We start from the raw sequence: 12,358 nt of genomic DNA, 5'->3' as shown, positions 1-12,358 counted from the left end.
AACGCCCAAGTCAAAAGTGAAGCCCGGATTTTATAATAGGACCATCGCGACCATGCCGGTCCCGCGTGCACTTTCGCACGCGAACGGTTCCCCGCACACTTTATGCCTTCAAAAGCCGTCAGTTTGCAGTCAACGTCCCCTATCGCACTCGTCAAAGCTGGTCAGCGCTTTGCCTTCGATGGCGCCACCGGTTCCTCCGACGCCCTCGCCCTGGCACGCTACCACCTGGCTTTTCGCGAAAAAGTCCCGTTATTGGTCGTCATGTGTGCGAGCGCTGTCGATTCGCAGCGTCTCGCGGTCGAAATTCCGTTTTTCGCGCCCGATGCCCGCGTGCGGCTTTTGCCCGACTGGGAAACGTTGCCCTACGACACGTTTTCGCCCCATCAGGACCTTGTTTCGGCACGGTTGGCGACGTTACACGATCTGGGTGAAGGCCGCTGCGACATCCTGCTGGTGCCCGCGACGACGGCGCTGTATCGGATGCCGCCGGCATCATTTCTGGCCGCGTATACGTTTTCATTCACGCAGGGCGAGCGGCTGAACGAGGCGAAACTGAAGAGCCAGTTGACGCTCGCCGGCTACGAACACGTGAGCCAGGTCGTGCGTCCCGGCGAATATTGCGTGCGTGGTTCGCTGCTCGACCTGTATCCGATGGGCTCGCCGCTGCCGTATCGGATCGATTTGTTCGACGATCAGGTCGATTCCATCCGTGCCTTCGATCCCGATACGCAGCGGAGCTTGTATCCGGTTCGCGACGTGCGCTTGCTCCCGGGCCGCGAATTTCCCTTCGATGAACCCGCGCGCACTGCGTTCCGCAGCCGTTGGCGCGAGGTGTTCGAGGGCGATCCAAGCCGCTCATCGATATACAAAGACATCGGCAATGGCGTGCCGGCGGCGGGCATCGAGTATTACCTGCCGTTGTTCTTCGACGAAACCGCCACGCTGTTCCATTACTTGCCGCAAGACGCGCAACTGGCGTTCGTCGGCGACATGGACGCGGCCATCAAGCGCTTCACGAACGACACGCGGCAGCGCTACAACTTCTTGTCGCACGACCGCGAGCGGCCGCTGCTCGAACCGCAGCGCCTGTTTCTGAGCGACGACGATTTCTTCTCGTTCGCCAAACCGTTCGCGCAGATCAAGTTCCCGGCCACGCCCGAAGGCGGCTGGGCGGTGCCGTTGCCGGGTCTCGCGATCGACCGTCACGCCGAGGAACCGCTGCTCGCGCTGCGTCATTACTTGGAACAGACGCCGAATCGCGTGTTGTTCGCGACTGAATCCGCCGGCCGCCGCGAGACGATCCAGCAACTGCTCTCCGATAACGGCCTGCGCGCATCGCTCGACGATACCTTCCAGGATTGGCTCACCGGCGACAACAAATTCTCGCTGGGCGTCGCACCGCTCGCGAACGGATTTGCGCTGCCCGGCGAAGGCATCTCGATCATCACGGAGACCGAGCTGTACGGCCAGCTCACGCGCCGCGCGGGACGGCGCCGGCAAGAGCAGGCGAGCAACGTCGACTCAATGGTGCGCGACCTCTCGGAGCTGAAGATCGGCGATCCGGTCGTGCATACGCAGCATGGTATTGGGCGCTATATGGGCCTGGTATCGATGGATCTGGGCGAAGGCGAAACCGAATTCCTGCATCTCGAATACCAGAACGAAAGCAAGCTGTACGTGCCGGTTGCCCAGTTGCACGTGATCTCGCGCTACAGCGGCGCGGATCCGGAAAGCGCGCCGTTGCACGCGCTCGGTTCCGGCCAGTGGGACAAAGCGAAGCGCAAGGCTGCGCAGCAAATCCGCGATACCGCCGCCGAACTGCTCAATCTTTACGCGCGCCGCGCGCTGCGCGAAGGTCATTCGTTCCCGCTCGAAGCGCGCGATTACGCGAAGTTCGCGGAGAGTTTCGGCTTCGAGGAAACGCCCGACCAGGCCGCGGCAATTACGGCCGTGATAGGCGACATGACGAGCGGCAAGCCGATGGACCGGCTGGTTTGCGGCGACGTCGGCTTCGGCAAGACGGAAGTGGCGCTGCGGGCGGCGTTTATCGCGGTGATGGGCGGCAAGCAAGTGGCCATTCTGTCGCCGACCACGCTGCTCGCCGAACAGCACACGAACACGTTCAGCGACCGGTTCTCCGACTGGCCGGTGAAGATTGCCGAGTTGTCGCGCTTCAAGAGCACGAAGGAAGTCAGCGCGTCGATTCAGGCGATCAATGAAGGCACGATCGATATCGTTATCGGCACGCACAAGCTGCTGTCTACCGATGTCGTGTTCAAGCGGCTCGGGCTGGTGATCATCGACGAGGAGCATCGGTTCGGCGTGCGTCAGAAGGAAGCGTTGAAGGCGCTGCGCGCGGAAGTCGATGTGCTCACGCTCACCGCTACGCCTATTCCACGTACGCTCGGCATGGCGCTGGAAGGACTGCGCGACTTCTCGATCATCGCGACCGCGCCGCAAAAGCGCCTGGCGATCAAGACCTTCGTTCGACGCGAAGAAGACGGCGTGATCCGCGAGGCGATGCTGCGCGAACTCAAGCGCGGCGGCCAGGTTTATTTCCTGCACAACGAAGTCGAGACCATTGAAAACCGGCGTGCGATGCTCGAAAAACTCGTGCCCGAAGCGCGCATTGCGGTCGCGCACGGGCAAATGCACGAGCGCGAACTCGAACGCGTGATGCGCGATTTCGTCGGCCAGCGCGCGAACGTGCTGCTGTGCACGACGATTATCGAAACGGGGATCGACGTGCCGAGCGCAAACACAATCCTCATCCATCGCGCCGACAAATTCGGCCTCGCGCAGTTGCATCAATTGCGTGGGCGGGTTGGGCGATCGCACCATCAGGCTTACGCGTATTTGCTGGTTCACGATCCGGCCGCGCTGACCAAGCAGGCGCAGCGTCGGCTGGAGGCCATCCAGCAGATGGAAGAGCTCGGTTCAGGCTTCTATCTTGCGATGCACGACCTGGAAATTCGGGGCACGGGCGAAGTGCTCGGCGATAAACAATCGGGCGAAATCCACGAGATCGGCTTCCAGCTTTACACGGACATGCTCAACGACGCCGTGCGAGCGTTGAAGGAAGGCCGCGAGCCCGACCTGAACTCGCCGCTCGCCGCCACGACCGAGATCAACTTGCACGCGCCGGCCATCCTTCCCGCCGATTATTGCGGCGATGTGCAGGAACGTTTGTCGCTGTATAAACGCATGGCGAACTGCGAGACGAGCGATGCCATCGACAGCATTCTTGAAGAGCTGATCGACCGTTTTGGGAAGTTGCCGCCGCAGGCGAGCGCGCTGGTCGAGACGCATAAGCTGCGTCTCGCGGCCAAGCCGCTGGGCATTATCAAGATCGACGCGGCCGAGCACGCAATTGCATTGCAGTTCATTCCGAACCCGCCCATCGATGCAATGAAGATCATCGAGATGGTGCAGAAGAACAAGCACATCAAGCTCGCAGGGCAAGACAAGCTGCGCATAGAAGTGCGCAGTCCAGATCTTGCTGTGCGGATTTCGACGGTCAAGGAAACGCTGCGCGCCCTGGGCGCGCCGGTGCGTCAGCAGAAACCCGCGATTGCGTCGTTGCCGTCGCGCTGAACTATGCACATCCGCGCACTGCCTTATCCGGCGGTGCGCGGCCGGTTTTTTCGGTATTATCGAAAGTGAATAATTCCAAGGAGAGCGTCATGTCGCAGATCGCTGAATCGACGGATTCCGTCGCCCAAACACCTTCTTCCAATGCATCGTCAGGTTCCGAGCCGGCGTCGTTGCCGTGGATCAAGAAGCTCGTCTCCTTCGACACCGTCAGCCGCAACCCGAACATGGGCTTGATCGAAACCGTGCGCGACGAACTGCGCGCGGCGGGTGTCGATTGCACGCTCAGCACCGATCCGTCCGGCAAATGGGCCAACCTGTTCGCCACCGTGCCCGCGCACGATGGCGCGACGAATGGCGGGATCGTGCTCTCCGGGCATACGGACGTGGTGCCTGTCGATGGCCAGAAATGGGACAGCGATCCGTTCAAGCCTGAAGTCCGCGATGGCCTGTTGTACGGTCGCGGAACGTGCGACATGAAGGGGTTTATCGGTGCTTCGCTGAGCTTGTTGCCGAAGATGCAGGCCACGAAACTTGCGCGGCCGATACATTTCGCCCTCTCCTTCGACGAAGAAGTCGGCTGCGCCGGCGCGCCGCTGATGATCACCGACCTGCAAAAGCGCGGATTGCGTCCCGATGGCTGCATCGTGGGTGAGCCGACCAGCATGCGGCCGGTTATCGCGCATAAGGGCATCAACGCGTACAACTGCTGCGTGCGCGGGTTTGCGGCGCATTCGTCGCTGACGCCGAAGGGCTTGAACGCGATTGAATATGCAGCGCGGCTGATTTGCTACATCCGCGATGTCGCAGATCAATTCCGCGCGCAAGGTCCATTCGACGAACAGTACGACGTGCCCTTCACGACTGCGCAGACCAGCACGATCAATGGCGGCAACGCGATCAACACGGTGCCCGCCGAATGCAATTTCGCGTTCGAATTCCGCAATTTGCCGACGCTTGATCCTGAGCCGATTTATCAGCGCATCGAGAAATACGCACGGGAAGAGTTGTTGCCGAAGATGCAGAAGGAACACGCGAACGCAGCGATCGAGTTCTCGAAGATTGCTTCGGCGCCGGGGCTGGATGCCTCCGAGCAGGCGGCGATCACGCAACTGGTGCGGGCGCTGACGGAGAATCAGGACAAGCGCAAGGTGGCTTACGGGACGGAAGCAGGTTTGTTCCAGCTCGCTGGCGTGCCGAGCATTGTGTGCGGGCCGGGGAATATCGAGCAGGCGCATAAGGCGAACGAATATGTGTCGCTGGAGCAGCTTGCGGCGTGCGAAGCGTTTTTGGGCAAGTTCATTCACAGCATGTCGGTTGAGGCGCAGGTACGTTGATGTCTGTTGAAATTGCGCGTTGAGTTCACAAGGTAATCCATGTCCACCGCCCATCACTCCGATAACACCATCGACGGCACGCCGATTCCCACGCTCGACGATATCGCCAGCCAGCACATGACGCTCTCGCCATGGGTCGCGCGCACGCCGACCTTCGAGCGTCACGACTTTCCCACGCTGGAAGGCACGCCGGTCAACTTCAAGTTCGAGTTGCTGCAGGTCGGCGGCACGTTCAAGACACGCGGCGCGTTTTCGCATCTGCTAGCGCTCACGGAAGGCGAACGCGACGCGGGCGTGACGTGCGTATCGGCGGGCAATCACGCGGTCGCGGTCGCGTATGCCGCGATGCGTCTTCAGATCAGCGCAAAGGTCGTGATGATCAAGACGGCCAGTCCAGCGCGATTGGCGCTCTGCCGCCGCTTTGGGGCAGACATCGTGATGGCGGAAAACGGTGCCGAAGCATTCGAGATCGTGCGTCGCATAGAAGCCGAGGAAGGCCGCTATTTCGTGCATCCGTTCAACGGTTATCGGACGATCGTGGGCACAGCGACGCTCGGCTACGAATGGACATCGCAGGCGCCCGATCTGGACGCCGTCATCTTGCCGATCGGCGGCGGCGGATTGGCGGCGGGGGTATCGCTGGCATTCCGGCTCGCGAATCCATCGATTCATGTGTATGGCGTTGAACCCAAGGGCGCCGATGCCATGGGCCAGAGTTTCGCCGCGAATCACACCGTCAAGATGGGCGCGATGCAAAGCATTGCCGATTCGTTGATGGCGCCGCACACCGAAGACTACAGCTATGAATTGTGCCGGCGGCATATCGACCGTCTGGTGACCGTGTCGGACACTGAACTGCGCCACGCCATGCTGCATCTGTTCAACGAGCTGAAGCTGGCCGTTGAACCGGCATGTGCCGCCGCAACCGCCGCATTGCTCGGGCCGTTACGCGAGACCTTGCAGGGCAAACGCGTTGGCGTATTGCTGTGCGGCACCAACACCGACTCGGCCACGCTCGGCAAACACCTCGCAAGGGCGGCTCAAGACGACTGAGGCTTGCGCTTTTAAATCACTGCATCTAAATCACATTCATCAGCCGTTTGCGCTCGCTGCGCTGCATGAAGTAATTAGCAGCGATCACGCCGACGGTCACGAACGCGATAAACAACGTGGCGAGCGCGTTCATCTCGGGATTCAAGCCGAGCCGGACGCGCGAAAACACGACAAGCGGCAGCGTAGTCGACCCCGGTCCCGATAAAAACGCGGACAACACGAGGTCATCAATCGACAGCGTGAATGACAGCAGCCATCCCGCCACCAACGCCTGCGATATCAGCGGCAACGTAATCGCGAAAAACACGCGCAATGGCGTTGCGCCCAAATCGAGCGCGGCCTCTTCAAGCGACGGATTCAATTCCCTGACTCTCGATTCCACGATGATCGCGACGTAGGAAATACACAGCATGACGTGACCGATCCAGATCGTGAAAATGCCGCGTCCTGCCGGCCAGCCAAATACTTTCGCCATTTCCACGAACAGCAGTAGCAGCGAAATCCCCTGGATCACCTCAGGTATCACGAGCGGCGCATTGATCATGCCGGCATAAAGCGTAAAGCCGCGAAACCGCCCCATGCGCGCGAGCACATAGCCTGCCCATGTCCCGATCACTACCGACGCGCATGCCGTGAACACCGCAACTCGAATCGATAACCACGCCGCGTTGATCAGTTCATCGTCGTGTAATAACGCCGCGTACCACTTCAACGAGAACTGCGTCCATACCGTCACGAGTTGCGACTCGTTGAACGAATACACCACCAAGCTCACGATCGGAATATAGAGGAACAGGAATCCGAGACCCAGGAACGTGAACCGGAGCGAGCGACTGGGTTCAATCATCGCTTCTCCTCTAGTTGCTTCGCCTGGTAATACTGGAACAACGCCATGGGAACCAGCAACAGCAGAACCATGGCGCAGGTGACGGCTGAAGCCATCGGCCAGTCGGCGTTATCGAAGAACTCATTCCACATGACGCGGCCGATCATCAGGGTATCCGCGCCGCCCAGCAATTCCGGAATCACGTATTCACCCACCGCCGGAATGAACACCAGCAGGCAGCCCGCGATAATCCCGTTCTTCGACAACGGCAGCGTGATCTGCAAAAACGCTTTCCACGGTTTCGCGCCAAGATCGTAAGCGGCTTCGAGCAAAGTGAGATCCATCTTTACCAGATGCGCATAAAGCGGCATCACGAGAAACGGCAAATACGAATACACCATGCCGATATAAACCGCGATATTCGTGTGATACAGCTCGATAGGCGAATGAATAATCCCGGTCCACATCAGGAAATTATTCAGCAAACCGTTGTTCTTCAGAATCCCGATCCACGCATACACGCGGATCAGGAACGACGTCCAGAACGGCAGCATCACGGCCATCATCAGCAGATTGCGGGTCGCCGGATTCGAACGCGCGATGTAATACGCCATCGGATAACCAATCAGCAGGCACAGCAGCGTCGATACCCCCGCCACCAGCAGCGAATTCATGTACGTCGCGAAGTACAGGCTGTCGGTGAACAGGAACGCGTAATGCGAAAAATCCAGCGCGATACTCAGCACGCCGTCTTTCATCGCCGTCAATTCCGTATAAGGCGGAATCCCGAGACGCGAATCGGAGAAACTGATTTTGACGACCAGCAGGAACGGGACGAGGAACAGCAGCACGAGCCACAAATACGGCCCGAAGATGACCGCCGTCCTGCCGGAAAGGCCGAAGCGCCGCTTAAGAAAGTCCTGCAAATTCAGCGTTTTCATGCCGTGAGCACCACGCCTGCCGACGCTGTCCAGCGCACGAAGACTTCATCGTCCCAAGTGGGCGAATCGATCTGGCCAATCGCGAGGCTCGACAGGTTCGCCACGACCACTTTGCCGCTGTCCAGCTTTACGTGATACAGCGTGTAGCCGCCCATGTACGCAATGTTCGCGACGGTCCCGCGGCCCCAGTTGTACGCACCGTCGGGCGGCTTGCGCGTCAACGCAATGCGCTCGGGCCTGACCGAGATGGTGACCGGCATGCCGAGCGGGCCCGTAATGCCATGATTCACATACAGCCGCGACGGCAACTCGGCCGTTTCCACGAACACGTGATCCGGTTCGTCTTCCACCACGATGCCATCGAACAGATTTGTCGAGCCGATGAATTCAGCCGTGAAGCGGCTGTTCGGATATTCGTAGACCTCGTGCGGCGTGCCGATCTGCACGATTTCGCCTTCGCTCATGACCGCGATCCGGCCGGCCATGGTCATCGCCTCCTCCTGATCGTGCGTGACCATCATGCAGGTCACGCCGACCTTATCGAGGATATTCACCAGCTCGATCTGCGTGCGCTGGCGGATCTGTTTGTCGAGCGCGGACATGGGCTCGTCGAGCAGCAGCAACTTCGGACGCTTGACCAGGCTGCGGGCCAGCGCCACGCGCTGCTGCTGGCCGCCTGACAACTGATGCGGCTTGCGCTGCGCATACTTCGCCATCTGCACGAGGTCGAGCGTTGCATGCACGCGCTCCTTGAGTTCCGCGCCGCGCACGCCTTCCTGCTTGAGCCCGAACGCCACGTTCGACTCCACCGTCATATGCGGAAACAGCGCATACGACTGGAACATCATGTTCACCGGTCTCCTATACGGCGGCATGCTTGCGAGATCCTCGCCATCGATCACAATCTGGCCTGAGGTGACCGACTCCAGCCCCGCAAGCATGCGCAGCAAGGTGGACTTGCCGCAGCCCGAACTGCCGAGCAGCGCGAATAGTTCGCCCTTTTTCACCGACAGGTTCACGCCCTTCACTGCAACGGTTTCATCGAATTTCTTGACGACATCGACGATCCGCACGAAATTCTCCGCCGCCCAGTCCGGGTACCGCAAACCCGGTTCCGGCCTGCGGCCATTGGGAGCTCCCGAACCGCTCTGCCTGCCTTGATTGCCCGGTCCGGCGGGCACTGCGCTCGACTGCTGCTCACTCATGATCTGCTGCCTGGCTCCTGCGCTACGCGCATTCGTGCTGCTTTTCCAGCTGCACTTCTCAATTATTTTTTCGACGACTTTTCGCCACCACCGCCTGCAAGGTCGCCGGCAACGAACAAAGCCCCCGGAGAACCAGGGGCTTCGCGTTGATCAATTGCCCGATGCAAACCTGGCAACCTTACCGGAATTCAAAATCAGGATCAGCGCCCCGACTTCAGTTCCGTCCAGAGGCGCGTTTGCAAACGCTGGATTTCCGGCGGCAACGGCTTGAGCAGGAACAACGTCTTGATCACGTCTTGCGGCGGGTAGACGGCCGGATCGTTGGCAACATCCTTCGATACATATTTCCGCGCTTCCGAGTTCGCACTCGGGTAATACACCTCGTTCGTGATCGCGGCGTGAACCTGCGGCGTCTCGATGTAATTGATCCACTCGAGCGCAGCTTCCTTGTTCTTCGCGTCCTTCGGAATCGCCATCACGTCGAACCACACTGGCGCACCGCCCTTCGGGATGTAGTACTCGATCTTGTACGCCTTCTTCGCCTCTTCTGCACGATGCTTGGCAATCACCACGTCGCCCGACCAGCCGTAGGCGAAGCAGACGTCGCCGCCAACCATGTCGTTGATATAACCCGACGAGTTGAACTGCGTGATGTACGGTCGGATCTTCTTGAGCATCGCCAGCGCCGCGCGGTAATCGGCGGGGTTCGTGCTCATGGGATCCTTGCCGATGTAATGCAGCGCGGCGGCGAACATCTGGTCAGGGGCGTCGAGTACGGACACACCACAGGCCTTGAGCTTCGAGATGTTTTCCGGCTTGAACAGGATGTCCCAGTTATCCAGCGGCACGTTCTTGCCAAGGATCTGCTGGACCTTCGTGACGTTGTAGCCCAGGCCCGTTGTGCCGTAGGCCCACGGCACCGTGTACTGGTTGCCCGGATCGGCGCCCGCGACCAGCTTCATCAGGTCAGGGTCGAGGTATTTGAGGTTGGGGAGTTTGGATTTATCGAGCGGGGCGAAGATGCCCGCCGTGATCTGCTTGCCGGCGTAGTTGCTGGTCGGCACCACGATGTCATAGCCCGAATTGCCGGTGAGCAGCTTGGCTTGCAGCGTGTCGTCGCTGTCGTAGTTGTCGTACTTGACCTTGACGCCCGTCTGCTTCTCGAAGTTCGGAATCGTGTCTTTCGCGATGTAGTCCGACCAGTTGTAGACGTTGAGCTGCGTGTCTTTCGCCGATGCCGCCAGCGGTGCCGATACCGCCGCCACGCCCGCGATAGCCATAGTGATCGTCAATACGCGCGCAGCCGCGCCCGATGCCCCCAAACGCATCGACAACCGGTCCGCCACTTTTTCTGTCATTTCAGTTTCTCCGTCCTTTCGACTTGCCGACCGTTGATTTCCATGTCTCGATTCGCTCTTTCTCCCCTGCCCAGCCGAGCCAATGCCGAGCCAATGCCGAGTCGATTCGAGACGATCTTAAAAAAACGAAAACTATCATCAAAAGGTTGCTTCGCAAAAAACAATCGGCAAGTTTTGTCGCGTGGAGTGTACAAGGGACGCGTTTGCCCGATCGTGGAGTGAAGTGGAGTTATGAGGGGTTCCAGATTGCCGGCCCAGCTATAAAGACCCCACCGCCGTTGTTGAATCCAACCGGGTAGAGGCTTACGTAATGTCATTATCGGGGCCCTTGTGCCGAAACCGATGTGAATCGCTCGTCCCATAACCATGCCTTTAGAGCGCCGCGTGAGACTGTGATGGGAGGCTGGCGGCGACGAGCAGCAAGTCAGCGGAACGGTCGTTGCTGAGGCTCTGCTCAGGTTCGCCTGTCGCCCGAGGATGCGCTGCGGCTTGCACCGTGTTTTTATCGATGTGACGTCTCGTGGCCCTGAGGGTGGTTCGTCCCGCTGCTCATGCCTTTTCCCCAACCGCTTCGCGACATCCCGCTTCAGGAAACAGGCCGCAAACCGCATGAACACGAATCCGTCCACTCTCACTTCATCCGGCACCGCGGACGATCCGCAACCTGATCCCGCATCCGGACATCAGGCCGGTCAACCGAACGGCTCGCTCCCCAAGCGCGGCTGGTTCTCGTTCGTCGGCGCTGGAGCGCTCGTCGCTGTCGGCTATATGGACCCAGGCAACTGGGCCACCGCGCTCGCGAGCGGCGCGAAATACGGCTATCAATTGCTAAGCGTCGTCCTGCTCGCCAGCTTGATGGGTTTGCTGCTGCAGTGGGTGGCATCGAAAGTAGGCGTTGTGACGGGACGGGATCTCGCGCAACTTTGCCGCCAACGCTACAGCCGGCGCACCACGCTCTTCCTTTGGATCACCAGTGAGATCGCGATCATCGCGTGCGATGTCGCCGAGGTCGTCGGCAGCGCAGTCGCCCTTCAATTGCTGCTGGGTGTCTCGCTGACAGTCGGCGTCCTGATGTCGGCGGTAGGCACGTTCGCCATGCTCGCGCTCCAAAGCCGTGGGCAGCGGCCGCTCCAGATCGCCGTGACCACGTTGATCTTTTTCGTGGGATTTTGTTTTGTCGTCGAACTCGCGCTTGCCAACCCGTCATGGCGCGGCGCGCTGGCCGGTCTTGCACCGCCCACCGCCCTGCTGCGCGACGCCGGCATGATCTGGCTCGCTGCCGGGATCCTCGGCGCCACCGTCATGCCGCATAACCTCTATCTGCACTCCGCGCTCGTCAAGGAGCACGCGAAAAACGGCAACGACGAAGCTATCTCCAACGCCATGAAGGGCGTCAACATCGATACCTTCGCGTCCCTCAGCCTGGCATTCACCGTCAACGCGTCACTGCTGATCGTGGCGGCGGCCGTCTTCCATGCCAACGGCCATTTCGACGTCAACGATCTCGCCGATGCCCATCGCCTGATCGCACCGCTCGTCGGCAGTCACTGGGCGAGCATTGTGTTCGCAGCGGCTTTGCTGGCGTGCGGCTTGAACGCCACGGTGACCGGCACGCTGGCCGGACAAGCCGTCATGGAGGGGTTCCTGCAACTGAAGATCGCTCGCTGGGCGCGAGCGCTCCTCACCCGCGCGCTGGCCATGGGACCCGCGCTGCTCGCGGTCGGCGCGTTCGGGGAACATGGGTCGAACCAGTTGCTCGTTGCAAGTCAGGTCGTGCTGAGCCTGCAATTGCCGCTGGCCGTGATCCCGCTCGTGCGCTTTGCCTCGGACGCGGGAATCATGGGCCGGTGGCGCATCAAGCGCATTCCGCTCGCCCTGGCGTGGTTGTGCGCCGCGCTGATCGTGCTGCTGAACGGCGCGCTGTTGTGGCAGTTGTTGACCGAAAGTTGAGGGGTGTCTGGGCGTGCAAGGATCGTTTGGGTTTGCCGCTGATTTTCGGTTGCTGCGGAGACTGCGCTCTTTTCGCTGTGACTTTTATCCCGCATTT

At 60.2% G+C, this 12,358-nt stretch carries 8 protein-coding genes; 4 read left to right on the top strand and 4 right to left on the bottom strand.

Annotated elements, in window-relative coordinates:
- Positions 1-102 precede the first annotated feature (102 nt).
- The 3 genes from mfd (at position 103) to ACSQ83_RS14590 (ending at position 5,981) form a co-directional block, all read left to right on the top strand.
- Complete coding sequence (gene mfd, locus ACSQ83_RS14600) at positions 103-3,594, top strand: transcription-repair coupling factor (RefSeq protein WP_436228630.1); 3,492 nt, start codon at positions 103-105, stop codon at positions 3,592-3,594.
- Between the two features lie 89 nt (positions 3,595-3,683).
- A complete protein-coding gene (gene argE / locus ACSQ83_RS14595; protein ID WP_414948508.1) occupies positions 3,684-4,928 on the top strand; it encodes an acetylornithine deacetylase in 1,245 nt (414 codons plus the stop codon).
- Positions 4,929-4,967: 39 nt separating this feature from the next.
- On the top strand, positions 4,968-5,981 hold the full coding sequence (locus tag ACSQ83_RS14590; RefSeq protein ID WP_414948507.1) for a threonine/serine dehydratase: 1,014 nt from the start codon (positions 4,968-4,970) through the stop codon (positions 5,979-5,981).
- A 25-nt stretch (positions 5,982-6,006) separates the two neighbouring features.
- On the opposite strand, the gene ACSQ83_RS14585 is transcribed toward ACSQ83_RS14590, so the two are convergent.
- The 4 genes from ACSQ83_RS14585 to ACSQ83_RS14570 form a co-directional block, all read right to left on the bottom strand.
- Entirely contained in the window at positions 6,007-6,825 is an 819-nt protein-coding gene (locus ACSQ83_RS14585; RefSeq protein WP_436228727.1) for an ABC transporter permease subunit, read from the bottom strand.
- Positions 6,825-7,748, bottom strand: a complete 924-nt coding sequence (locus tag ACSQ83_RS14580; RefSeq protein WP_414948505.1) for an ABC transporter permease subunit — start codon at positions 7,746-7,748, stop codon at positions 6,825-6,827. Before ACSQ83_RS14580 ends, ACSQ83_RS14585 begins: the two co-directional genes overlap by 1 nt.
- Positions 7,745-8,854, bottom strand: coding sequence for an ABC transporter ATP-binding protein (locus tag ACSQ83_RS14575; protein WP_436228726.1), 1,110 nt, complete (start codon positions 8,852-8,854; stop codon positions 7,745-7,747). The genes ACSQ83_RS14580 and ACSQ83_RS14575 overlap by 4 nt, the downstream gene beginning before the upstream one ends.
- A gap of 299 nt (positions 8,855-9,153) precedes the next feature.
- Entirely contained in the window at positions 9,154-10,233 is a 1,080-nt protein-coding gene (locus tag ACSQ83_RS14570) for a polyamine ABC transporter substrate-binding protein (RefSeq protein WP_436228725.1), read from the bottom strand.
- Between the two features lie 687 nt (positions 10,234-10,920).
- Between ACSQ83_RS14570 and ACSQ83_RS14565 the strand changes: the two genes are divergently transcribed.
- Entirely contained in the window at positions 10,921-12,261 is a 1,341-nt protein-coding gene (locus ACSQ83_RS14565; RefSeq protein WP_436228629.1) for an Nramp family divalent metal transporter, read from the top strand.
- Positions 12,262-12,358: the final 97 nt, after the last annotated feature.

It is taken from the genome of Caballeronia sp. LjRoot29, assembly GCF_964252755.1.
GTDB lineage: Bacteria > Pseudomonadota > Gammaproteobacteria > Burkholderiales > Burkholderiaceae > Caballeronia.
Note: the sequence above shows the minus strand (reverse complement) of the source record. Positions and strands in the feature narration are given on the sequence as shown.

Coding starts and splice junctions, on each gene's coding strand:
- ACSQ83_RS14570 (WP_436228725.1), bottom strand. CDS start 10,233: ATGGCTATCGCGGGCGTGGCGGCGGTATCGGCACCGCTGGCGGCATCG.
- argE (WP_414948508.1), top strand. CDS start 3,684: ATGTCGCAGATCGCTGAATCGACGGATTCCGTCGCCCAAACACCTTCT.
- mfd (WP_436228630.1), top strand. CDS start 103: ATGCCTTCAAAAGCCGTCAGTTTGCAGTCAACGTCCCCTATCGCACTC.
- ACSQ83_RS14565 (WP_436228629.1), top strand. CDS start 10,921: ATGAACACGAATCCGTCCACTCTCACTTCATCCGGCACCGCGGACGAT.
- ACSQ83_RS14580 (WP_414948505.1), bottom strand. CDS start 7,748: ATGAAAACGCTGAATTTGCAGGACTTTCTTAAGCGGCGCTTCGGCCTT.
- ACSQ83_RS14590 (WP_414948507.1), top strand. CDS start 4,968: ATGTCCACCGCCCATCACTCCGATAACACCATCGACGGCACGCCGATT.